20 protein-coding genes and 1 tRNA gene are annotated in these 24,194 nt (G+C 36.2%); 3 read left to right on the top strand and 18 right to left on the bottom strand.

Features of this window, described 5'->3' with window-relative positions; all coding sequences use genetic code 11:
- Positions 1-7 precede the first annotated feature (7 nt).
- On the bottom strand, positions 8-1,504 hold the full coding sequence (locus tag ACFEMA_RS02880) for a pyridoxal phosphate-dependent decarboxylase family protein (RefSeq protein WP_411766484.1): 1,497 nt from the start codon (positions 1,502-1,504) through the stop codon (positions 8-10).
- Between the two features lie 328 nt (positions 1,505-1,832).
- Between ACFEMA_RS02880 and ACFEMA_RS02885 the strand changes: the two genes are divergently transcribed.
- A complete protein-coding gene (locus tag ACFEMA_RS02885) occupies positions 1,833-2,930 on the top strand; it encodes a formylglycine-generating enzyme family protein (RefSeq protein ID WP_411766485.1) in 1,098 nt (365 codons plus the stop codon).
- A gap of 137 nt (positions 2,931-3,067) precedes the next feature.
- Here ACFEMA_RS02885 and ACFEMA_RS02890 read toward each other — a convergent pair.
- From ACFEMA_RS02890 to mraZ, 15 genes are all read right to left on the bottom strand, one after another.
- A tRNA-Arg gene (locus ACFEMA_RS02890) sits at positions 3,068-3,141 on the bottom strand.
- A 34-nt stretch (positions 3,142-3,175) separates the two neighbouring features.
- The gene (locus ACFEMA_RS02895; protein ID WP_411766486.1) at positions 3,176-3,628 is read right to left on the bottom strand and encodes a GatB/YqeY domain-containing protein; all 453 of its coding nucleotides are present in this window, start codon (positions 3,626-3,628) and stop codon (positions 3,176-3,178) included.
- Between the two features lie 140 nt (positions 3,629-3,768).
- Positions 3,769-5,676: a cell division protein FtsZ gene (gene ftsZ, locus ACFEMA_RS02900; RefSeq protein WP_411766487.1), complete on the bottom strand. Its 1,908-nt coding sequence runs from the start codon at positions 5,674-5,676 to the stop codon at positions 3,769-3,771.
- Positions 5,677-5,719: 43 nt separating this feature from the next.
- Positions 5,720-7,051, bottom strand: a complete 1,332-nt coding sequence (ftsA, locus tag ACFEMA_RS02905) for a cell division protein FtsA (RefSeq protein WP_411766488.1) — start codon at positions 7,049-7,051, stop codon at positions 5,720-5,722.
- 3 nt (positions 7,052-7,054) lie between these two features.
- Complete coding sequence (locus ACFEMA_RS02910) at positions 7,055-7,729, bottom strand: cell division protein FtsQ/DivIB (RefSeq protein WP_411766809.1); 675 nt, start codon at positions 7,727-7,729, stop codon at positions 7,055-7,057.
- Positions 7,730-7,763: 34 nt separating this feature from the next.
- Positions 7,764-9,116 (bottom strand): UDP-N-acetylmuramate--L-alanine ligase, encoded by a 1,353-nt coding sequence (gene murC / locus ACFEMA_RS02915; protein WP_411766810.1) that lies wholly within the window; start codon positions 9,114-9,116, stop codon positions 7,764-7,766.
- Entirely contained in the window at positions 9,113-10,207 is a 1,095-nt protein-coding gene (gene murG, locus ACFEMA_RS02920) for an undecaprenyldiphospho-muramoylpentapeptide beta-N-acetylglucosaminyltransferase (protein ID WP_411766490.1), read from the bottom strand. Before murG ends, murC begins: the two co-directional genes overlap by 4 nt.
- A complete protein-coding gene (locus ACFEMA_RS02925) occupies positions 10,207-11,397 on the bottom strand; it encodes an FtsW/RodA/SpoVE family cell cycle protein (RefSeq protein WP_411766491.1) in 1,191 nt (396 codons plus the stop codon). The genes murG and ACFEMA_RS02925 overlap by 1 nt, the downstream gene beginning before the upstream one ends.
- A gap of 11 nt (positions 11,398-11,408) precedes the next feature.
- Positions 11,409-12,740, bottom strand: coding sequence for a UDP-N-acetylmuramoyl-L-alanine--D-glutamate ligase (murD, locus tag ACFEMA_RS02930; protein ID WP_411766493.1), 1,332 nt, complete (start codon positions 12,738-12,740; stop codon positions 11,409-11,411).
- Positions 12,741-13,982: a phospho-N-acetylmuramoyl-pentapeptide-transferase gene (gene mraY / locus ACFEMA_RS02935; RefSeq protein WP_411766494.1), complete on the bottom strand. Its 1,242-nt coding sequence runs from the start codon at positions 13,980-13,982 to the stop codon at positions 12,741-12,743.
- 1 nt (position 13,983) lies between these two features.
- Positions 13,984-15,447, bottom strand: a complete 1,464-nt coding sequence (locus tag ACFEMA_RS02940) for a UDP-N-acetylmuramoyl-L-alanyl-D-glutamate--2,6-diaminopimelate ligase (RefSeq protein ID WP_411766496.1) — start codon at positions 15,445-15,447, stop codon at positions 13,984-13,986.
- The gene (locus ACFEMA_RS02945) at positions 15,444-17,456 is read right to left on the bottom strand and encodes a penicillin-binding protein (protein ID WP_411766498.1); all 2,013 of its coding nucleotides are present in this window, start codon (positions 17,454-17,456) and stop codon (positions 15,444-15,446) included. Before ACFEMA_RS02945 ends, ACFEMA_RS02940 begins: the two co-directional genes overlap by 4 nt.
- Positions 17,457-17,777, bottom strand: coding sequence for an FtsL-like putative cell division protein (locus ACFEMA_RS02950; protein ID WP_411766500.1), 321 nt, complete (start codon positions 17,775-17,777; stop codon positions 17,457-17,459).
- Positions 17,774-18,670: a 16S rRNA (cytosine(1402)-N(4))-methyltransferase RsmH gene (gene rsmH, locus ACFEMA_RS02955; protein ID WP_411766502.1), complete on the bottom strand. Its 897-nt coding sequence runs from the start codon at positions 18,668-18,670 to the stop codon at positions 17,774-17,776. The genes ACFEMA_RS02950 and rsmH overlap by 4 nt, the downstream gene beginning before the upstream one ends.
- On the bottom strand, positions 18,657-19,127 hold the full coding sequence (gene mraZ / locus ACFEMA_RS02960; protein WP_411766504.1) for a division/cell wall cluster transcriptional repressor MraZ: 471 nt from the start codon (positions 19,125-19,127) through the stop codon (positions 18,657-18,659). Before mraZ ends, rsmH begins: the two co-directional genes overlap by 14 nt.
- A 285-nt stretch (positions 19,128-19,412) precedes the next feature.
- Here mraZ and ACFEMA_RS02965 point away from each other — a divergent pair, with 285 nt between their 5' ends.
- Positions 19,413-20,177, top strand: a complete 765-nt coding sequence (locus tag ACFEMA_RS02965; protein ID WP_411766506.1) for an alpha/beta fold hydrolase — start codon at positions 19,413-19,415, stop codon at positions 20,175-20,177.
- Between the two features lie 30 nt (positions 20,178-20,207).
- Positions 20,208-20,825 carry a ribosome biogenesis GTP-binding protein YihA/YsxC gene (yihA, locus tag ACFEMA_RS02970; RefSeq protein ID WP_411766507.1) on the top strand — a complete coding sequence of 206 codons (618 nt, stop codon included), beginning with the start codon at positions 20,208-20,210 and terminating at the stop codon, positions 20,823-20,825.
- On the opposite strand, the gene ACFEMA_RS02975 is transcribed toward yihA, so the two are convergent.
- Both ACFEMA_RS02975 and ACFEMA_RS02980 read right to left on the bottom strand, forming a co-directional pair.
- Entirely contained in the window at positions 20,822-21,916 is a 1,095-nt protein-coding gene (locus tag ACFEMA_RS02975) for an ABC transporter permease (RefSeq protein ID WP_411766509.1), read from the bottom strand. The two genes, yihA and ACFEMA_RS02975, sit on opposite strands and share 4 nt — an antisense overlap.
- Positions 21,917-21,925: 9 nt before the next feature.
- Entirely contained in the window at positions 21,926-24,058 is a 2,133-nt protein-coding gene (locus ACFEMA_RS02980) for a carboxy terminal-processing peptidase (protein ID WP_411766511.1), read from the bottom strand.
- Positions 24,059-24,194 lie beyond the last annotated feature (136 nt).

Consider the following 24,194-nt stretch of genomic DNA (forward strand, 5'->3'; position numbering starts at 1 on the left):
TGAAAAATTAAATACTCTTAGAAGACATTTCTAAGTGAATCTGTTTTCCTGTTTTAACGATAATATCGATACATTCTTTTATATCTTCTTCAGAAGTTTTAAAATTGACTATACATGCTCTTAAACTAAATTTTTTATTGATTATAGCATTAGACAGAAATAACTCCCCGCTTTTCTGCAAGCTACTAAGAAGTTTTTCGTTAAGTCTATTCAAATAATTCAAATCTGAATATATGTTGTTATTAGCTTCATTTGGAATATAGCGTAAAGTCGTAATACTTAAATTTTGAGTAATAGCTTCTAAATTTGGATTAGCACTTGCTAAATTGTAAAATAGTCTAGAGAGTTCTATGTCTTTTCTAATGGCATCTATTATCCCTTTTTTACCAGAATGCTGTAATACTAACCATACTTTTAAAGCTCTAAATCCTCTAGAGTTTTGCATTCCGTATTCATAAAAATTATGCGCTAATTCTGGATTAAACCCATCGAAATTATAATATTCTGGTCGTGAACTAAAGGTATCTGTTAAATGTTCAGGGGTTTTAACTAAAATACAGCCAGCCTCTAAAGGTGCATATAGCCATTTGTGAGGGTCTAAAGCAATGGAGTCTGCCTCAGTTATACCAGAGAAAGTCTCACTTAATTCAGGTAATGCTGCTGCTGGAGTCCCGTAAGCACCATCGATATGAAACCATAATTCATACTTTTTACAAATTTCAGAAATTCGCTTAAGATTATCAACCGCACCTGTACTTACATCACCAGCGGTACCAACAACCATAAAAGGTGAATCACCATTTTTTATATCCTCAAGAATACTATTTTCTAATTGATTATCGTCAATTTTATTATCACCATCAACAGGTATCCATCTTACCGAATCTAGGCCATGCCCAAATAAAACTACTGCTTTTTCAATCCATGTATGTGTCGCTTCAGAGCAATATACTATCCATTTAGCCTTTAGGCATGAAAATCCTTTTTCTTTAAATTTTATAGGTATTTTGGAAGTTCTTGCCGTTAGAAAACCTGTAAAATTTGCCATATTACCACCACTAACCAAAAGGCCACCATAACCACTATCGATTCCAATAAAATCACTTATCCATTCAATAGTCTGCTTTTCGATCTCGGTTGCAATAGGACTCAGAATCTGTGCACTAACGTTTGGGTTAATAGCAGACCCCAATAGATCTCCTAAAATACCAATGGGTGCAGGAGCAGAGGTAATAAAACCCATAAATTTTGGATGGCCATTAAACAAAGAGTAATTAATTAAAAGTTCGGTTGTTTTATTAAATAGCTCTTTTGCAGAAACACCTTCATCTGATATTGAATGACCTATTAACTGAGCTCTTAATTCTTCAGTTGAAACATCAGTAGTCAACGCCAAATCGGACATATTATTAATTAAATGAGCAATGGAGTCTATTAATTGATAGCCAATTTCTTTAAATTCCTTTTCATTTAATTCTAAAGCGGATTTCTTAGGATGGGGCATACAAACTTACTCTTTTAAATACTTAATAATTAAACTTTAATAAACACCAAATCAATTAAGTATTTAACAAGGATATTGGATGATGAGAATTATTTTTGATTTTAAATTGAATTTAAAATCTAGTCGTCTAATATAATAAAAATCAACATACTATTAATCAAAATCTTAAGCGTTAATTAAGTTTCATATAACTATGTAAAATAAAAACTGTTGAAATAGTAAGTCCTAAGATTTATAAACCCCTTAGTTTTGAGCTTTAGATACAAATAAAATTATATTCACAAAATAAATGACTTATTCTATGAGGTTCCACATTTTTATAATCAGCATGTTTTTGATACTCGTTTTTGGATGTAAGTCTGAAACAAAAAGTGGAGAACAAATCAATACCGTCACAACAAAAGAGAAAAAGAATGACAGCGATATTCAGCTCCTAGTCGATCAACCAAAGGGTTTAAAAACACCCGAAGGTATGGTATGGGTTGATGGAAAAACATTCATCCAAGGAGCAAAGGCCAACGACAGATTTGCCATGATGCGAGAAAAACCAGCACACAAGGTGGCTGTTGATGGTTTTTTTATTGACATAACAGAGGTGACAAATAAAGATTATAAAGCATTTGTTGATGCTACTGGGTATGTAACAGTTGCTGAGCGCCCAATCGATTGGGAAGAAATGAAAAAAGAATTACCTCCAGGAACCCCAAAACCACACGATTCCATACTGCGACCAGGAAGTCTTATATTCAATAAAGAAGTACAGACAGTTGTAAATATGGAAAACTACAGTCAATGGTGGACTTGGAAGATTGGCGCTAACTGGAGAATGCCCGAAGGTCCTGGAAGTTCGATTGAAGACAAAGATGATTATCCGGTGGTGCATATAGCCCTAGAGGATGCACTAGCTTATTGCAAATGGGCCAATAGGAGGTTGCCAACCGAAGCTGAGTGGGAATCTGCTGCCCAGGGCACAGCAACAGAACAAATTTATACCTGGGGTAATAATTATGAGGTCTTAAATAGTAAAGCCAATACTTGGCAGGGGAGGTTTCCCACTAAAAATGAAGGTTTGGATGGTTTTGAAATGCTATCCCCAGTTAAATCCTATGCGCCAAACAGTATTGGCATCTATGATATGCTAGGCAATGTTTGGGAACTAACCAGTGACCTCTTCAAAGTTAACCATTATAAGGAAATCGACACCTCTAAAGTTCTATTAAATCCGCAAGGGGCATCAATGGCTTACAACCCAAATAATCCATATCAAAAAGAGGTTATTATAAAAGGAGGTTCCTTTTTATGTCATGCCTCCTATTGCGCTAGTTTTAGGATTTCTGCAAAAATGGGAACAAGCATGGATTCTGCATCTGACCACACAGGGTTTAGAACTGTAGCAACTAAACAAATGCTAGAAACTGTAAAATGAGATTATAATGCCTATTGAATTTTTAATTGTTGAATAAATTTATACCTTTCTAAAAGGTAAATGATGGTCACAAATCGGTCACAACAAAAAACAAAAATCCTAACTCACTTATAATAAGTAAATTAGGATTTAACTTGTGACCGCGGAGGGATTCAAACCCCCAACCCTCAGAGCCGAAATCTGATGCGCTATTCAGTTGCGCCACGCGGCCTTTTAATTCCTATGAAAGCAGGAATCTATACTATCTAAGACATTAATTTTGCCTTAACAATTGTTGAAATGGTTTTTCCGTCTGCTTTACCAGCTAATTGTTTACTCACCATTCCCATAACTTTGCCCATGTCTTTCATACCTTCTGCATTGACATCTGCAATTACGTTTTCAACAACTTCAGCAATTTTATCCTCACTTAATTGTTCTGGTAAAAATTGTGATATAACTTCAGCTTGTGCTAATTCTGGCTCTGCCAAGTCTTCACGGTTTTGCTCAGTAAAAATAGCGGCACTATCCTTTCGTTGCTTTACAAGCTTAGATAGAATTTTTATTTCTTCTTCCTCGGTCAATGCGTCGTTAGAAGCAGAAGCCGTCTGAGCTAAAAGTATCTCCGACTTCACTGCACGTAAGGCTGCTAAAGCTGTTTGATCTTTTTCTTTCATCGCTGTCTTCATCGCCGTCATTACATCTGCTTGTAAACTCATAACTCTCTTTATTATTTGCGCTGCGAATATACTAAAGAATTTGGAGTCTTTTCTTTAAACAAATAAGAAACCAATGAAAAAGCCCGAAAAACTTTGGGGGTGTTTTCGGGCTTTGGTAAAGCACCTATTTGGTACAGCTATTAATCAACATTATCGTGCAAAAAAGAATTATTGCTTCTCAGTTGAATATCATCGTTATCATCCGTTCCTACTGAAGTACGAGACGCATTAGTTTCGGAAGAATGTTGTGCTTGCTCTAGATTTACTCCTTGTCTTTTGTATGCAGGTTCTTTCTCTATTTCATCAATCTTTGCATTATTGAATTTATAGTTGAAGTCCTTCATCATACGGCGACGTTCATCAGCACGTGCTTTTAAAATTTCTGAAATCGGGCTATTCATAGGATCAACATCCTCTAATGGCACCTCTTCTGTTTTCTCTTCAGAAAGCACTTTCTTTTCAAAAACCACCTCTTCTTTTACTTCTGTGTCATTGGATTTATTAACGTTAGAATCATAGGTTGAAAATTCTTCTAAAGCATAACGCTTTTCACCTTCTTCATTGACTTCGGTTACAGAAATTAACTCAATAGGATCATTGACATCAATCTCATTAACCTCGTCATCTAACTGAAACATCATGCCTTTATCAGTATTCTCATCTTTCTCAGATTCATCTTTTGTATGTGTTGAGGATAGAGGCAAATCAAAAGTCAAAGTGATTTGTTCTTCGTCACTTTCAGGAGTCACCTCTTCGGCTTTTGGACTCACTGGGGTTATCACAAAATCATCTTCAACCACAGGTTTTATATCTAAAACTTCATCATAAATGACATTAATATTTCTTATTTCGTCTGTGGTCTTTATCAAATCTGAATCCGAATCATCAACCATATCGCTTTCATCACTTAAGGTGTGAACAATTGGCTTTTCCTTTTCATCTTCAAGAACTATATCTGGTGTAATGATAGCAGGATCACGATCAACGTTTCCCATATCACTATGATCTTCCTCCAAAGCATGAATCACTTTTTTAGTTTCTGTATTAGAAATTTCATTTTGCTGGTCTATATCAAATCCTGTAGCTATAATAGTTACTGAAATTGATTCTTCTAAGGCTTCATCTTCACCAACACCCATAATAATATTGGCTCCATAGCCAGCTTCGGCTTGGATATGATCATTGATTTCACCGATTTCATCAATAGTAATTTCCTGAGAACCAGAAACGATAAGCAACAATACGTTTTTGGCTCCTGTAATTTTATTATCATTTAATAAAGGTGAATCTAAAGCTTTCATAATGGCTTCCTGAGCACGTGTTTGACCAGAAGCGGTTGCAGATCCCATAATTGCTGTACCGCTATTACTCAATACCGTTTTGGCATCACGTAAATCAATATTTTGTGTATAATGATGCGTTATCACTTCTGCGATCCCTCTTGATGCCGTAGCTAACACTTCATCGGCTTTTGAAAACCCAGCTTTAAATCCTAGGTTGCCATAAACTTCCCTAAGCTTATTGTTGTTAATAACAACCAATGAATCTACATGATGACGCAAATTTTCGATACCACGCTGTGCTTGGTCATTACGCATTTTACCTTCAAACTGAAAAGGCATGGTAACGATTCCTACAGTCAAAATATCTAATTCGCGTGCCATTTTAGCAATGATAGGTGCCGCACCAGTACCTGTACCACCGCCCATACCAGCAGTAATAAATATCATTTTGGTATTGGTATCCAACATTCGGCGGATGTCCTCCAAACTTTCTACAGCAGCCTGTTCACCAACATCTGGATTGGCTCCTGCACCTAATCCTTCTGTTAGATTAACTCCTAGTTGAATTTTATTTGGCACGCCGCTATTATGTAGTGCTTGTGCATCTGTGTTACAAATCACAAAATCAACACCTTTAATGCCTTGTTGAAACATGTGATTGATGGCATTGCTTCCGCCTCCACCAACACCAATCACTTTTATGACATTGGATTGATTTTTTGGTAGGTCGAATGAAATGTTCCCAAATTCATTGTTGTTGCTCATATTGACTTATCTTATGGGTTTATATTTACTTTAAAATTTTTATTTACTCTGCGTTGTCTAGAAAATCCTTAACCCGCTCGGTTAATTTATCTAAAAATGAACGCCGTTCTTTTATTGGTGTGGTATTTTCAACTTCACTATTTGTAGCTTCACCTCCATCGGATGTTGCCTCTTCTATTTGCTTAGCTTCCAATGCTTCCGCACGTTTTCTGTCTTGCCGTTTTAAACCATCCATAACTAGACCAACTGCCGTTGCATACAAAGGGCTAGCAATGTCGTCATCACTATCACCAGCTAAATGCTCATTCGGATACCCTATTCTTGTATCCATTCCTGTTATGTACTCTACTAGTTGCTTAAGATGTTTTAATTGACTACCACCTCCTGTTAATACAATACCTGCAATTAACTTTTTCTTTTGTTCTTCATGACCGTAGTTTTTAATCTCCACGTACACTTGTTCAATAATTTCGACGACACGTGCATGAATAATTTTAGAGAGATTCTTTAAGGTTATTTCTTTAGGATCTCTCCCTCTTAATCCTGGAATTGATACAATTTCATTATCCTTATTCTCGCCTGGCCATGCCGAGCCAAATTTTATTTTTAAGAGTTCGGCTTGCTTTTCAATAATGGAGCAGCCTTCTTTTATATCTTCAGTAATCACATTACCTCCAAACGGAATCACGGCTGTATGACGAATTATTCCATCTTTAAAAACTGCCAAATCTGTTGTTCCGCCTCCAATATCGATTAATGCTACACCCGCTTCTTTTTCTTCTTGACTCAACACCGCATTTGCAGAAGCTAAAGGCTCTAACGTAATACCTTCTAATTCTAATCCAGAACTTTGAACACAGCGCCCAATGTTTCTAATGGAAGATACTTGTCCAACCACAACATGGAAATTAGCTTCTAGACGACCACCGTACATTCCAATAGGTTCTTTGATTTCAGCTTGCCCATCAACTTTAAATTCTTGCGGCAAAACATGAATAATTTCCTCCCCTGGTAACATTACCAGTTTGTGTACTTGGTTGATGAGTCTATCAATATCCGCTTCGTCGATAACCAATTCGGAATTAGCTCGAGTAATATAATCGCTGTGCTGAAGACTTCTAATGTGTTGACCCGCAATACCAACAGTAACATCCTCAATTTTTTCTGAGCTTGCAGCCTCAGCCTCTTGTACAGCCTGTTGAATGGACTGAATGGTTTGGGTAATATTATTTACTACACCTCTATGTACGCCAAGACTTTTGGACTTACCAACCCCTAAAATCTCAACTTTACCATAATCATTTTTACGACCAATCATCGCCACAATTTTTGTGGTTCCAATATCAAGTCCTACCGAAATTTTCTGCTTCTCCATGGCTTATTTTTTGGTGCAAATCACCTGGCTATCAAACCTTAAATTAATTCTGCTGTATAATTCTATTGTTTTGTCCTTCAATGCCTTTTTATAAAATGCTCTAAAATTATTTACCTTCTTCTCTAAATTATCTAATGTCCCAAGCTCTACTATAAAATCAAAAGTTCTCATCTTTAGATTGATGGTTTCATCAGCGTTTTGATGAATCTCAATCACATGTTTTTTTAAAAATTCATCGTCATTGATAGCTTTTGAAATCGTATATATAGTATTTAAATTATTCTTTCTTACCGTACCTGTTACCAAAGGAACTCTTGCAGAATAATTTGATGACAGAGGCATATATTGACCTTCGTCATCCACATAATATGATGCGTTTGTATGAACTCTGGCTATAGGTTGCTTTTGTTCAATATCGGCAGAAAGCACACCATTTACTGACATATAAACCTGTGCTTTCTTTACCATTGGATTAGAGTTTAGGGCAGTTTCTAATCGATTCAAATCTATAATTTCTTTATGCTTGTCTGAAACACTGGCTTGATTTTGTATTAACAATTTACTAACATTCTGATGCGTTATGAATAGATTCTCTTCACCCATAAAATTAATATCAGGTTTACCTACTACCCTGACAGCATTTCTATGATTTGAAAAGGCATACAAGAACATGACCATAATGATCAATAAAAAAACTTTTATATATCCGTAATTAACTCGCAACGCTTAAGGCTTGTTTAATATGTTTTACTTCTTCTCCTATATCTCCTGCTCCTATTGTTAAAATTATAGAGGCATCACTGTTTTGAACATGATCAATAATCTCTGATTTAGAAATCACTTTTTTATTAGGATTGCTAATTTTACTTAAAAGCCAGTCCGAAGTGACTCCTTCAATTGGCAATTCCCTTGCAGGATAAATATCCAGTAACAACAGTTCATTGAATCCTGAAAGTGATTCCGCAAATTCATCAGCAAAATCTCGTGTTCTTGAATATAAATGTGGCTGAAATATGGCCAACACTTTTTTATGTGGATACATTTCATCCAATGCATCCTTTACTGCACTAATTTCCTTTGGGTGGTGAGCATAATCATCAATAAATACAAGGTTATCCGTTTTAATCTGATACGTAAATCGTCTTTTAACCCCTTTGTAAGATGCTAAAGCTTTGGCGAGCTGCGGCTGAGGGATGCCATATTCTACAGACATCGCCAAGGCTATTGTTGCATTCGACAGGTTGTGTCGTCCAGGTAGGTTAAATTGAAAGTCTTTATATGTTGCAGTTGGTGTTTTTAAATCGAACACATAACTGCCATTTACAATTTTTATGTTTTGGGCAGAATAATCTGATGCATCTTCTAAGCCATAAGAAATACCCTTTATAGGCAATCCACTTTTTACAAATAGTTTCCCATTTGCTTTTACGCGTTTTGAAAATTCCTCAAAAGACTTAGTCAATTCTGTAGCATCCCCATAAATATCCAGATGATCAGCGTCCATTGACGTTACGCAAGCATAGTCTGGAGAAAGCGTTAAGAAAGAACGGTCAAATTCATCCGCTTCTACAACGGAAAGTTCTGTTCCACTTGAAATAAAATTAGAATCATAATTTTCACTCACTCCACCCAAAAACGCCGTTACAGGAGCTTTTGACTGATACAATAAATGTCCTAAAATACTAGTGGTTGTTGTTTTACCGTGAGTTCCTGCAATTGCAAAACAAATGGTATTTTTAGTAATGGCACCGAGTACTTCTGAGCGCTTTTTAATATTAAAATTATGCTCAATAAAATAATTGAGTTGCTTGTTAGCTTTAGGGATTGCTGGTGTATAGACGACAGCTGTAAGTTCAGGGTTTTTAAATTCATTTGGAATGGTAGCGATGTCATCTTCAAAAGTTACTGAAATGCCTAATGCTTCCAATCCAGAAGTAATATCCGACGGAGTTTTATCGTAGCCAGAGACGGTATTGCCATTCGCCTTAAAGTACCGTGCCAAAGCACTCATACCGATACCCCCAATGCCTATAAAATAAATATGTTGTCTTTGACTAATCACTATTTTTTTAACAATTTTTCAACCTCATTAACTATTGAACTGGTTGCGTTTACTAATGCTAATGTTTTAATATTAGTTGATAATTCTTTTTGCTTTTCTTCAGAATTTAGAAGTGCTAAAAATTCACTTTCAAATTGGTCGTTTAACTCAGATTCTTTAATTAGGATAGCTGCCTTTTTATCAGCAACTGCCTTCGCGTTCTTCGTTTGATGATCCTCCGCAACGTTTGGCGACGGGATAAAAATCACTGGTTTTGCAGCCACACATAATTCTGAAACAGAGCTTGCCCCTGCCCGGGAAATTATTATATCCGCAGCAGCGTACGCCATATCCATTTCATTTAAAAAGGCATGAACTTGCACGTTATCTAAACTGTTACAGCCTTTGTATTGCTCGTAGTATAATTTTCCACACTGCCATATCAACTGCACATTGTTCTCGGCAAAAAATTCTAACTTTTCTTCAATAAGTTGATTGACTCTACGTGCACCCAAACTACCTCCTAGAACTAAAAGTGTATGCATATTATGCTTTAGAACGAATGTGTCTTTAGCTTCAATCTGTTTCCCTTCAATATTTAATAAATCTTTTCTTATAGGGTTTCCTGTTAGAACAATCTTTTCTTTTGGAAAGTATTTTTCAAGGCCTTCGTAAGCAACACATATCGTATCTGCTTTTTTGCTCAGGAGTTTATTTGTTATGCCCGGGAAAGAGTTTTGCTCTTGAATCAATGTTGGTATACCTTTAGAATTGGCCGCATGTAGCAAAGGTCCACTAGCAAAGCCTCCCGTACCAATAGCAACATCTGGTTGAAATGTTTTAATGATTTTCCGCGAACGCAATAAGCTCACTATCAGTTTAAAGGGAAACATTAAATTTTTAAGTGTTAATTTTCGCTGTAACCCAGAAATCCAAAGCCCTTCAATGGTATATCCCGCTTGAGGTACTTTATCCATCTCCATACGATCATAAGCACCAACAAATAAAAATTCAGATTCAGGGTAGCGTGATTTAATTTCATCCGCAATAGCGATTGCAGGATAAATATGTCCTCCTGTTCCTCCTCCTGATATGATAATTTTATAGTTACTCATTAAATCGTTTCGGATAAAATGTCCAACGGATTTTCTTCGTTATTTTCTAATTCCTTAATCTCTTCTCGTTTTGCGCTAACACTTAAAATAATTCCTATGGCCAAGCATGTCATCCAAATGGATGTTCCCCCACTACTTATCAATGGTAGTGTTTGACCAGTTACAGGGAAAAGTTCAACTGCAACTGCCATGTTTATTAATGCCTGAAATACAATCGGCAAACCAACACCTAGCACTAATAATTTTCCAAAAACCGTATCGGATTTTTGGGACACAATGACCAACCTAAACAACAACCAAGAGTAAAGAATTAACAAAAACACACCTCCAATAAGTCCATATTCCTCAATAATAATTGCGAAAATGAAGTCTGAAGATGATTGTGGCAACAGGTTTTTTTGTTTGCTTTTACCTGGACCAGAACCGCTTATTCCGCCAGAAGCTATAGCTATTTTTGCTTGCTCAATCTGATAGTCTTCAACTGTTTCTTCCGTGCTTGTAAAACTCTCAATTCGGCTCATCCAGGTATCTACACGGTTAGGCATGGCATCAGGAAATGATTTTGCTACTAAAATGAAAAATACTAATGCCATAATACCTGTTCCGATAATAACCAGTAGATATTTAATAGGATATCCGCCTATAAAAGACAATAGCATTATCATAACAAAAATGATAGCTGTTGTAGAAAAGTTAGCAGGGAGAATTAAAGCCAAAACCAAAAACACAGGTGCCCACAACGGCAATAGCGTCTCTTTAAAGCTCACTTTTTTGTCCTTGATTTTCGATAAATACCTTGCCACATAAACCATTAAAACCACTGAAGCTAAAGTTGATGTCTGAAAAGACATATTTACTAGTGGAATCTGGATCCAGCGACTCGCATTAGCCCCATCGATTGTGGTGCCTTGAAGAACCGTGACAATTAATAGAACAAAAACAATAGGTAACATCACCATCGATAGTCCTCGGAAGTAACGGTAAGGGATTTTGTGAACTCCGTACATAATAGCAAAGCCCAACAATAAATGCATAAAGTGTTTTACAAAATAAGTGAAGGTATTACCCACACCACCAGTATATGCCAAATTACTAGCAGCAGAATACACAGGTAAAAATGAGAATATAGCAAGCAAGGCTGCTATTGCCCAAATCAACCTATCTCCTTTTATTTGCTTAAACAACTCCAAATTAATTTCTCTTAGAGGTTACGCACTGCAGCTTTAAATTGACGCCCACGATCTTCGTAATTTTCAAAAAGATCAAAACTTGCACACGCTGGAGACAGCAATACATTATCACCAGCCTCAGCAACCTTATAGGCAATTTTAACAGCTTCGCTCATATATTGAGTTTCTATAATGACATCTACCATATTACCAAAAGTCCTCATCAGCTTTTCGTTATCTACACCCAAGCAGATAATGGCTTTAACCTTCTCATTAACGAAAGGAAATAATTCTTTATAATCGTTCCCTTTATCTGTACCACCGACGATCCATACAGTAGGTGCGTCCATACTTTCTAAAGCAAAATACGTTGCATTGACGTTGGTTGCTTTTGAGTCATTGATATATTGAACTTTATTAATCCGCACTACATTTTCTAAGCGGTGCTCCACACCTTGAAAGTTTTCTAAACTCTCACGTATGGTTTGCTTTCTAATCTTTAGCAAATGAGCTACTGTAGAAGCAGCCATCGCATTTTTAATGTTGTGCTTTCCTTCTAAGGCAAGTTTGTTTATTGGCATAATTATTTGATTGTTATCTATTGTTATTATTATGTTTTTGTCTTTTAAATAAGCACCATTCTCAATATCCTTTAGTAATGAAAATGGCAACTTTTGAGATTTGATGGGATGTGTTATTAGCCATTCTCTAATCACTGAATCGTCAGCGTCGTAAATGAAATAATCTTCTTCTGTTTGATTTTCAACAACCCTGAATTTTGAAGTCACATAGTTTTCAAAATTATTGTCGTATCGATCCAAATGATCTGGTGTAATGTTTGTTAAAACAGCAATATGTGGTTTAAAATTTACGATGCCATCTAACTGAAAACTACTGATCTCCAAAACATAGTTTGGGTAATTTTTCTCTAGAATTTGCTTTGCAAAACTGTCTCCTATATTACCTGCTAATCCTACATTTATTTGTTGTTTCAACACATGATGCGTCAAAGTTGCAGTGGTTGTTTTACCATTACTACCTGTAATTGCAACCAGAGTAGCATCAGTATATCTAGAAGCGAATTCAATCTCAGAAATTACTGAAACCCTAATTGAAATCAGCTTTTGGACCAATTCAACCTTATCAGGAATACCTGGACTTTTCATTACAACATCTGCATTCAATATTTTTGAATCCGAATGTTGGTTTTCCTCCCATTCAATCTCATGATGTATAAGAACGTCCTTGTATTTTTTCTTTATCTCTCCTTTATCTGAAACAAAGACCTCAAACCCTTTTTCTTTTCCTAAGAGTGCCGTACCTACTCCACTTTCACCTCCACCAAGCACAACTAGCCGTTTCATCTATCTAATCTTCAAGGTTACAATCGTTAGAATTGCCAAGAAAATGCCAACAATCCAAAACCGTGTAACTATTTTACTTTCGTGATATCCTGATTTTTGATAATGGTGGTGTAATGGAGACATCTTAAAAATCCGCCTTCCTTCTCCATACTTTTTCCGTGTGTATTTGAAATAGCTCACCTGCATCATAACAGATAAATTTTCCGCTAAGAAAATGCCACACAGCAACGGAATCAACCATTCCTTACGAACTGCAATTGCAATGACCGCAATGATACCGCCAATAGTTAAACTTCCTGTATCACCCATAAATACTTGTGCCGGATAGGTGTTGTACCATAAAAATCCAACTAAGGCACCAACAAATGCTGCTATATAAATAGTGATTTCCTCAACCCTTGGGATGTACATAATATTGAGGTATTCTGAGAAAATAATGTTACCAGAAACCCATGCGAATATGCCCAAAGTCAATACAATTATGGCTGAGGATCCGGCTGCCAAGCCATCGATGCCATCGGTAAGATTGGCTCCATTAGAAACCGCAGTTATAATAAATATTGCTGCCAAGATGAATACAATCCACGCATAATCCTTAAGACCAGGACTAATCCAAGTAATTAAGTCTGAATAATCAAATTCATTTCCCTTTACAAATGGAATAGTTGTTTTTGTGGATTTAGATTCCTCTTCAAAAAGTTCAGATGCTGCAATTTGAGGGTTTTCAGCTATCAAAATTTCCTGTTGCTCCACAGGCAACTTTTCTTTCATCGTCACATCTTGATGAAAGTATAACGTCGCTCCTACGATTAGACCTAAACCAACTTGCCCTAAAACTTTAAACTTCCCTTTTAGACCTTCTTTATCGTTTTTGAATTTTTTTATGTAATCATCCAAAAACCCGATAGCTCCCATCCAAATGGTAGTAATCAATAAAAGTATGATGTAAATATTTTCAAGCTTGGCTAATAGAAGTACCGGAATTAGGGTCGCCAAAATGATAATGATTCCACCCATTGTTGGCGTACCAGCTTTCTCAACCTGACCTTCTAACCCTAAGTCGCGTATGGTTTCACCCACTTGTTGTTTTTGTAAGTAAGCAATGATACGCTTACCGAATACGATAGAAATCAGCAATGACAAAATAATAGCAACAGCAGCTCTAAATGTTATAAAACCAAAAAGCGATGCTCCAGGAAACTCAAATGTTTGTTCTAAATATTCAAATAGGTAATACAGCATCTTACTTTTGTAATTGTTTTAAATAATCTTGCACCACTTTATAATCATCAAAATCAGTTCTTTTTCCATTTACTTCTTGGTAAGTTTCGTGCCCCTTACCGGCAATCAACACAATGTCATTAGCATTAGCCATCTGACAGGCTGTTTTTATAGCTTGTTTTCTGTCTGATATAGAAAGTGTTTTCTTATAATTTTGAGGCTCCACCCCTGCTTCTATATCTTCAATAATCTTTAATGGGTCTTCAGTCCGCGGGTTATCACTTGTAAAAATCACTTTGGTGCTTAACGCTGAAGCAATATGCCCCATTTTAGGACGCTTGGTTGCATCTCTGTCACCACCACAACCCACTACAGTAATGAGTTCTTCATTCTTAGTTCGGATAGAGTTGATCGTTTCTAACACATTTTTTAAAGCATCTGGGGTGTGCGCATAATCTACAATGGCTGTGATTTTTTCATCGGAAATTAAATACTGAAAACGACCATTAACACTATCTAATTCACTAATAATTCTAAGGGCTTCTTCATTTTCTAACCCGAGTAATTCTGCCGTGGCATAAATGGCCAAAAGATTATAGGCATTGAAACTACCTATCAGTTTAGACCACACTTCATTGTCATTCAATTTTAAAAGAAGTCCACTGAATTGGTTTTCTAAGATTTGAGCACGATAATCGGCATAACTTTTTAAGGCATAAGTGTACTTTTTGGCTTGAGTGTTTTGTAGCATTACCAAGCCGTTTTTATCATCAATGTTAACAAGGGCAAATGCTTTTTTAGAGAGACCATCAAAAAATGCTTTTTTTACATCCCTGTACTCTGCAAAGGTTTTGTGATAATCCAAATGGTCGTGAGAAAGATTTGTAAAAATTCCACCTTCAAAATAAAGCCCTTCAGTTCTACTTTGATGAATGCCGTGAGAGCTCACCTCCATAAAACAGTACTCCACCCCTTCAGAATTCATCAGTTGCAAATAGCTATTAATTGTCAATGAATCAGGTGTGGTATGTGTTGCTTTATATTCTTTATCAGCTACCATAATTTTTACTGTGGACAATAAACCAACCTTATAGCCTGCCTTTGTAAATAATTGATATAACAATGAGCTTACGGTGGTTTTTCCGTTAGTACCCGTCACTCCAACAAGCCTTAAGTTTTGAGATGGATTCTCGTAGTAATTGGCTGCCATAAAAGCCAATGCTTTATTTGAGTTATCCACTTTTATATAAGTGACATTTGCTTTTAAATCTCTTGGCAACTCTTCACAAATAACTGCTATAGATCCGTCAGAAATAGCCTTTTCAATATAATTATGGCCATCAACTACTGTTCCTCTAATTGCCACAAAAACATCGTTAGATTTTATTTGACGTGAATCAAATTCAATTTTATTAATCTTCACATCCGTACTGCCTGTCACAGCAGTGATAGTAACCTTATACAATATGTCCTTTAAACTCTTCATGATGCTTCTAAGACAATGGTTTGGTTAGGGCTTAACTTTATGTTTTTTGAAATAGACTGTTTTTTTACGATGCCATTTCCTTTCAATGTCACTTTTACATCTACTTCCATATTTTCTAGTATGGCAAGTGCATCCATAGCAGGAAGACCTACCACATTAGGCATAATGGTTTTATAAGTATTTGCTAAATCATTATAGGTCTTGAAGTTATTGTCAACCTCCGCATTTTGAACTTCTAAGGATTTTATTTCATCAATTAACGGAGTGTCCGTATAAATCTTTTGGGCAATTCTTTTAAAAACAGGACCAGTAACATCGGCTCCGTAATAACCTATTTCAGTACTCGGTTTATGAATGACAACTATACATGAATATATAGGGTTATCAGCAGGAAAATAACCCACAAAAGAGGAAACATACTTTCTGTCTTTACGCCAAGCTTCTATATCAGCGTAATCTGTCCAAGCAGTACCAGTTTTACCCGCCATAGAAAATGTACTAGAATACAACCGCTTACCTGTTCCTCTGACGACGACATTTTTAAGGATATTCTTTACTTCTAATAGTGTCTTATCAGAACAGATTTTATCAACCAGAACTTCTTTTTCAAAAACTTCGATCTCACGGTCAAATTCTTTAACAGCTTTTAAAAATCTCGGCTTCACTAATTCGCCATTATTTGCGATAGCATTGTAAAACGCTAAAGTTTGTAAAGGGGTTAATTCCATATTATAACCATAGGCCATGGATGGTAAAGCATTTCTACTCCAATTTGCCGCACCAGGTCTTGGAATATCAGGTAAGCCCTCACCAATTATTGAAACACCTAATGGTTGATCGAGACGCCATTTTTCTATTCTATCTAAAAATTTTTCAGGATTATTTGAGTAATGCTCATCGATGATTGTAGCCAGACCAATATTTGAGGATACTTCTAAAGCTCTTGCAGCAGTTATCTTACCATGGCCAGAGCCAGAGTCGTAGATAGTTCTGCCATAAAACTGCTTACTTCCATTTTGAGTATCTACTATAGTTGAAGTATCAATTACTTTATCTTCTAGGGCAGCCATTAAAGCCATTACCTTAAAGGTAGAACCAGGCTCATGGCTTTCTCCTACCGCATAATTGAGACGCTCATAATATTTGCCCTCTGTGTTTCTACCAAGGTTAGAAATGGCTTTAATCTCACCCGTCTTCACCTCCATAACCACTACCGTTCCATGATCGGCTTCATAATGTTCTAACTGACCTAATAGTGAATGATGCGCTATATCCTGAATATTGACATCGATTGTCGTGTAAACATCTAAACCATTCTCAGGCTCTACTTCATTAGCATCCCTAACCGGTTTCCATTTACCATTACCGATACGTTGTTTCAAACGTTTGCCATTCTTTCCTCTTAAATACTTAACCCCAAAAGCACCATCGATACCGACTCTTGTCGCATAACCGTTTTCATCAATTCGCTCATAGCCAATAGATCGTTCAGCAACGCCTCCCATCGGATGCTCACGCTTGGTTTCCTGCTCTACAACCAAACCACCGCGAATAGCTCCTAGTTCTAAAAGTGGGAAATTTCTAAAGCGCACATAATCTGAATAACTTATGTCTCTAACCAACAATAAATATTGCCCCTTACTTGCTCTGGCTTTTCTTATCCTGTTTTGAAAACTAGAAGAAGATTTACCAGTGTATGCCTGTAACGAATCGCACAATGGCTTTATATACTTTTCAAAATCCTTATTAGAAGATGTCAAAGGATCAATAGCAATATTATACTTCGGAATCGAAGTCGCCAACAAACTCCCATCAGCAGAATACACATTACCACGATTTGCAGGAATTTCCATCTCCTTTACCGTTCTCTTCTGCGCCATTGCACGATAACGATCTCCTTCCACAAACTGAATAGAGCACAGCTTAAAAACTACTGCCAAAGCAAAAACAAATAGGCTGCCAGAAACAAAGTATAGCCTGTTTAATATGTTTTTCTCAGTTGTTGCCAATTAATCTTCTGTTGATTTAATTCTTATTTTTTGTGGTGGATTTTCAGAAATTTCCAATCCTTTTTCCGTCATTTTTCTAATAATCGATGATTCCATTTTTAAAGTCATCAGTTTTGTTCTTCTATCGAACATTTGAGAACGCAACTCTTTTACCTCCTCATTCAATCGAGCAATTTCATAGACTTTTTTATCTGCACTATGTGCACTAGCTATCATGACTATTGCCAAGCCCGAAATAAAAATGATGACACGCCAATTTTTAAACGAATCATCACTGATAAGAAAAGTCCCTCTTAATATGCTGTAGATGCTTTTCTTCATATTTTCTCGGCGACTCTTAGTTTAGCACTTCGTGCCCGATTATTTTCCTTAATTTCTTTTGCCGATGGCACAATCAATTTTCCTACTTTTTTTAAAGGGACTTCGAAACGTCCAAAAACATCACGTTCTGGCTCACCTTCAAACAAGCCGTTTCTTATAAATCTTTTAACCAGTCTATCCTCGAGCGAGTGATACGAAATACAACTTAACCGCCCTCCATCTTTTAATAATTCTGGTGTTTGCAATAACAATTCCTTTAAGGCCTCTATTTCTTGATTGACCTCAATGCGTATGGCTTGATAAATTTGTGCCAGCACCTTGTTTTCTTTTTTATGTTGTAAAAACCGTTTTAATACAGATTTTAATTGTTCGCTTGTTTTTATAGGCTCATTATTCCGCTCATGAACAATAACCCTTGCCATAGCTGGCGCTTGTCTTAACTCACCATATTGGAACAAAACATCTCGTAACTGCTCTTCAGTATAGGTATTTATAACCTCGAATGCTGACAATTTACTGTCCTGGTTCATGCGCATATCTAAATCTGACTCAAAACGGGTGGAGAATCCACGTTCAGCAACATCGAACTGATGTGAAGACACACCAAAATCTGCTAAAATTCCATCTACCTCCTTAACTCCATAAAACCTTAGAAATCTCTTAATGAATCTGAAATTTTCATGAATTAGAGTAAAACGCTCATCCTCAATTTTATTCTCTAACGCATCCTTATCCTGATCAAAGGCATATAATTTTCCTCCCTCCCCTAAACGACTTAAAATTTCTTTGCTATGACCACCGCCACCAAAAGTGACGTCAACATAAACCCCGTTTGGTTTAATAGCCAAGCCATCTACGGTCTCTTTTAGAAGTACTGCATTATGATATTCCATCACCTCCATCATCTTGTCCCATTACTTCTTCAGCCAAATCGGCAAAATCTCCAGCAGCATCATCTATAGCTTTTTCATAGCGCTCTTTATCCCATATTTCAATAATATTTACAGCAGATGCCAAAACAGTCTGTTTTGATATGCCTGAGAATGCCAATAAATCTTTCGGTATTAAAAATCTTCCGGCGTTATCCACCTCAACGATCTTTACACCTGCAGTAAAACGACGAATAAAAGCGTCATTCTTTTTGTTGAATCGGTTTAGCTTGTTCACCTTTTCCATCAAGATTTGCCATTCTGCCATTGGATACAATTCCAAACAATTCTGAAATACCGCACGCTTTAGAACAAAGCCATCATTGACCACACCACCCATCTGCTTTTTAAGCGGAGCAGGCAACATCAACCGACCTTTTGTGTCAGCTTTTGCTTCGTATGTACCAATGAATGAATTCAATGCGATTGATTTAGCGTTAGAACGATTGAAAACCAAATATATTGAAAAATTACCCACATTTTACCACTATTTCCCACTTTTGTTGATAAGTTTTGATTTTTTCGATGAAATACATCTTAAATCCCTCTAATAAAATGGCTTATAAAATCTATGGAAATCCATTTTAAATCACTTGTATTATCACCACTCATCAAGGGTTTTAATTAATTTTGAGAGAATTAGATATAAGACTAAAATTCTAAAGGATTTAGTTATATTTGTTTTTAACAAAGCACCAACTATTGCATGGCACACCTTTTAAAAAAAGAAAAGGAATACAGATATATTGAAGTGGGAGAAGGCACACCTATCATTGTGCTTCACGGATTAATGGGTGGCTTGAGCAATTTTGATTCAGTTACTAATTATTTTAGTGAACAAGGCTACAAAGTTGTTATTCCCGAGCTTCCGATTTACACCATGTCCCTTCTTAAAACCAATGTCAAGGCTTTTGCCAATTACCTAAAAGCTTTTATTGATTTTAAAGGGTTTAAGGAAGTTATCTTATTGGGTAATTCCCTTGGTGGACATATTGGATTGTACCACACAAAAATGTTCCCAGAAAAGGTAAAAGCTCTTATCATTACTGGCAGTTCTGGCTTATATGAAAGCGCTATGGGAGGTGGTTACACCAAGCGTAGTGATTATGAGGTTATCAAGAAAAAAGCACAAGATGTTTTTTATGACCCAGAAGTTGCCACTAAAGAAATTGTTGATGAAGTTTACGACACTGTAAATGACAGAAATAAACTCATAAAAACATTAGCTATCGCTAAAAGTGCTATTCGCCACAACATGTCTAAGGACTTGCCAAATATGGAAACTCCAACATGCATCATCTGGGGCAAAAATGACACTGTCACACCTCCTGAGGTTGCAGAAGAATTCAATGAACTATTACCAAATTCAGATTTATTTTGGATTGATAAATGCGGTCATGCTGCTATGATGGAACACCCAGATACTTTTAATGACATTCTCCATAAGTGGCTTTCTGAAAAGAAGTTTTAAGATTCTGGAAAAACTTTAAATTATACTCTTTTGAAAATAAAATCAGCTGAATTTGTTGTTAGTAATTCTGAAGTGGCAAAATGCCCAAAAGATCAGCTCCCCGAATATGCTTTTATCGGGCGAAGTAATGTCGGCAAGTCTTCTTTAATCAATATGCTTACCAACAGAAAGAGTTTAGCTAAGATTTCTGGAAGACCCGGAAAAACGCAGCTTATTAATCATTTTATAATTAATAAGAATTGGTATTTAGTAGATCTTCCTGGCTATGGTTATGCTCGAGTTTCTAAATCTTCTAAAAAGACATTTCAGAAGTTTATTACCAACTATTTTGAAAAACGTCAGCAGCTCATTTCTGCTTTTGTGCTTGTGGACATTCGTCACAATCCACAACCCATAGATTTAGAGTTTATGCAATATCTTGGTGAACGACGCATTCCGTTCTCTATCATTTTTACCAAAGCTGATAAATTGAAACCCAAGGCCATTGAACGCAATGTAAAGGACTACTGCAATGAATTATTAAAGACTTGGGAAGAATTACCTCAGTATTTTATCACCTCATCTAGCAAAGGCATAGGACAAGATGATGTTTTGGATTTTATTGGGGCTACTAATGAAGAGATTGAAAAACTGAGAACTAAGATTTAAGTCTTCACATCCAAAGCATCCCTAAGGGCATTGCCGATTAACATAAATGCCATTACCAAAATCATAATGCATAATCCAGGAATTAGAGCTAAATAGGGTTTTCCTAGTATGATATAATTATAATGATCCTTAATCATTGCGCCCCAACTCGCCATTGGTGGTTGTGCACCAATTCCTAAAAAGCTTAAGCCACTTTCAATTAAAATAGCAGCTGCAAAGTTAGCCGCAGAAATGACAATCAATGGTGCCATAATGTTAGGAAGAATGTGCTTTGTTATAATTCTAAAATCGGTATAACCAAGTGCTCTCGCCGCAGTAACATATTGTAGCTCCTTAGCACTAATAATTTGACCACGAACTACTCTTGCCACTTCTACCCACATCGTCAAACCAACAGCAATAAAGACTTGCCAAAACCCTTTCCCTAAAGCCAAAGTAATGGCAATGACCAAAAGTAACGTTGGTATGGACCACGTAATGTTAATAATCCACATGATAAACGCATCAATTTTGCCACCGTAATAACCTGCAATACTTCCCATTAAAAGTCCCACTAAAAGCGAAATTAATACTGCGACAAAACCTATAAAAAACGAAATTCGAGACCCAATTAAAATACGGCTTAAATAATCGCGCCCATATTTATCTGTACCAAATAAAAAGGTTTTGGTCTGTATATAATTCGCAATATATCCATTAGGAAACTTACTGATTTCAATATCCTTTTCAGGACCTACCAATCCATCCGAAGCATATTCGGTATAAATCAATATTCCGTTTTCAACCTTATAATCAGTAATAGGAATTTCTGTCTTGGTATTTTTCTTTCCGTATAACCACTTAGACAACAGGCTTTGGGAGCTTTCAACTTCAAATGGCAGAGTCAACATATCGACTTTAAATTCTGGTGGTTTTGAGTGAATGGATAAATGCATCTGATTGGCGTACTGCGAGTCATCGGGTGCCAAAACATAGGCAAATACTGATATAAGCCCCACAAGTACAATAATTCCAAAACTAAAAACGCCCCAAAAATTCTTTTTGAATTTTTGAAGCGCTAATCTTGTCAGTGAATTGCTGTTGTTAGACATTCACGTGTATTAATTTTTTACGGAAGATGCTACGTTTGGTTTTATAGCATAGCTTAGCTTTAAATCGTTAAGCACGTTGAGAGCTTCCTCAACATAAACATCACTTGTTAAACTTGTATGCCAACGCGCCCTTCTGTCTCTTAAAACGGAATCTTTTTCAATCAAATCTAATTCATAAGGCAAAGAATTGAATGTCAAATTTGTTTTGTAATCCGATATTTTTTCGAAACGCTCAGCCTCTTTCTGATTGGCTTCTAAACGCGCTTTATAATCCTCATATCTTAAGGAGAAATTATCTCTTTCACGAATGGTGTTTATCCATTTAGCGTAATTATCGATGAGTTGCAACTGTTCATTATTTTCTAAACGCTTTCTACTATTTTCAATAGCAGCATCATAATCGTAATAATTTTCCCAAACACTATATTCTGCAGCATCAATTTTATCCCAAGGTAATGGATTATCATAGATCTTTCCTTCACTAATACCAATATACTTATAACGGTCTGGCATAATAATATCACTTTTTACACCTTCTAATTGTGTAGAACCACCATCAATACGATAATACTTTTGGGTTGTAAATTTTAAGGCACCCATATCACCGCTCGAATTGTTACGCACCATTCTATTGAGGTCTATTATAGTTTGAACAGATCCTTTTCCATAGGTTTGTTGACTACCGATAACAATGCCTCGTTTATAATCTTGCACTGCTGCTGCTAAAATCTCAGATGCAGAAGCAGAAGCTTCATTCACCAAAACAACCAATGGCCCATCCCAGGTAATCGATTGGTCAGCGTCCTTTAATACCTCTTTTGGCTCTCCTGTAGTTTTTACTTGTACTACCGGGCCATCTTTTATAAAAAGGCCTACCATGTCAACCACTGTTTGGAGAGATCCACCCCCATTATTTCTAACATCTAAAATTAACCCTTCAATGCCTTCTTTTTTAAGACGCTCTATTTCTAACTTTACATCAGTAGCTGCATTTCTTTCATTTTTATAATCATCAAAATTGACATAAAAACTAGGCAGGTCTATAATTCCGTATTTTTTATCATCTTTTATTACTGTTGATGACTTTGCATAGGTCTCTTCTAATTCAACAACATCTCTTGTAATGGTAATATCTTCTATAGTTCCATCTACCTTCTTTAAAGTTAATGTCACTTTTGTTCCTTTTGGGCCTTTAATGAACTTAATAGCATCTTCCAAACGCATACCGAGAACACTCATAGGCTCTTCTTCGTCCTCTTGCTTTACTTTTAGAATTTGGTCTCCCACTTCGAGCTCCCCTTGTTTCCATGCAGGACCTCCACTTATAACTTCATTAACAGAAATCACATCCATTCGCTTTTGTAAACGGGCACCGATACCTTCAAACTTACCCGTCATTCTTACATCAAAACGCTCCTTATCCTCAGGCGCAAAATAATAGGTGTGTGGATCAAATATCTCGATAGCAGCGTTGACATACACTACAAACCAATCCTCACGATCTCTCTCATTTATAAAATTATCATATAGCTCGTCTAAAAACGTTCGTGTTGTTTCTCTTGCTTCTTTTTCTAACTCTTCTAAAGACTTTTTTTCATCATCTTCGAGTTCTTCATTTAAAGTATAAGCTTCGTCATAATTAGAAATCGTAGCAAACTTCAACTGCTTTTCCCATCTCTCCTTCATTTGCCTTTTATTCTTAACATATGGCAAAGCCTCATAGTCCGCATTATATTCTTCATCTTGAGAAAAATCAAATGGCTCATCTAAAATTTGATTGTAAATATCTTTAGATTCAGCTATCCGCTCTAAAAGCCTTGAGTATGTTAAGTTAAAAAACTCAAACTCGTACGACTTTAATTGATCATCAATCTGCGACCTGTATGCGGCAAAGTCGTCCATATCGGACTGATAGAAATAACGCTTTAATGGATCGAGTTGTTCAACATAACTTTGAAAAACCTTCTCAGAAAATTCATCATTTAAATCTTGCGGCGCAATATGCCCTTGATCTAATACATAAGTAATGATTTGTATAAGCATTTTATCCTTGTCAGGATCATCGAATGTTTTTGAAGTAAAGCTACACGATGCAAAAGCAATCAGAACAGCTAGTAATAAAAACTTATAATTCCCTTTCATAGTATCCTCGTTTATTTTGGGGTGAAATATTAATTTTACTAAAATAGCAGAAAAAACCATGCCACAAAAAATACATGCTACTAATTTTATGTTAAACCATTAGCTTAGGGCTTTCCTAAGTAATTTAGTATTTTAG

It is taken from the genome of Winogradskyella sp. A3E31 (genome assembly GCF_046720935.1).
Taxonomy (GTDB): domain Bacteria; phylum Bacteroidota; class Bacteroidia; order Flavobacteriales; family Flavobacteriaceae; genus Winogradskyella.

Bases quoted from the DNA above. Each gene is read 5' to 3' on its own strand.
- ACFEMA_RS02880 (WP_411766484.1), bottom strand. From the start codon at position 1,504: ATGCCCCATCCTAAGAAATCCGCTTTAGAATTAAATGAAAAGGAATTT.
- ACFEMA_RS02885 (WP_411766485.1), top strand. From the start codon at position 1,833: ATGTTTTTGATACTCGTTTTTGGATGTAAGTCTGAAACAAAAAGTGGA.
- ACFEMA_RS02895 (WP_411766486.1), bottom strand. From the start codon at position 3,628: ATGAGTTTACAAGCAGATGTAATGACGGCGATGAAGACAGCGATGAAA.
- ftsZ (WP_411766487.1), bottom strand. From the start codon at position 5,676: ATGAGCAACAACAATGAATTTGGGAACATTTCATTCGACCTACCAAAA.
- ftsA (WP_411766488.1), bottom strand. From the start codon at position 7,051: ATGGAGAAGCAGAAAATTTCGGTAGGACTTGATATTGGAACCACAAAA.
- ACFEMA_RS02910 (WP_411766809.1), bottom strand. From the start codon at position 7,729: ATGGTCATGTTCTTGTATGCCTTTTCAAATCATAGAAATGCTGTCAGG.
- murG (WP_411766490.1), bottom strand. From the start codon at position 10,207: ATGAGTAACTATAAAATTATCATATCAGGAGGAGGAACAGGAGGACAT.
- murD (WP_411766493.1), bottom strand. From the start codon at position 12,740: ATGAAACGGCTAGTTGTGCTTGGTGGAGGTGAAAGTGGAGTAGGTACG.
- mraY (WP_411766494.1), bottom strand. From the start codon at position 13,982: ATGCTGTATTACCTATTTGAATATTTAGAACAAACATTTGAGTTTCCT.
- ACFEMA_RS02940 (WP_411766496.1), bottom strand. From the start codon at position 15,447: ATGAAGAGTTTAAAGGACATATTGTATAAGGTTACTATCACTGCTGTG.
- ACFEMA_RS02950 (WP_411766500.1), bottom strand. From the start codon at position 17,777: ATGAAGAAAAGCATCTACAGCATATTAAGAGGGACTTTTCTTATCAGT.
- rsmH (WP_411766502.1), bottom strand. From the start codon at position 18,670: ATGGAATATCATAATGCAGTACTTCTAAAAGAGACCGTAGATGGCTTG.
- ACFEMA_RS02965 (WP_411766506.1), top strand. From the start codon at position 19,413: ATGGCACACCTTTTAAAAAAAGAAAAGGAATACAGATATATTGAAGTG.
- ACFEMA_RS02975 (WP_411766509.1), bottom strand. From the start codon at position 21,916: ATGTCTAACAACAGCAATTCACTGACAAGATTAGCGCTTCAAAAATTC.
- ACFEMA_RS02980 (WP_411766511.1), bottom strand. From the start codon at position 24,058: ATGAAAGGGAATTATAAGTTTTTATTACTAGCTGTTCTGATTGCTTTT.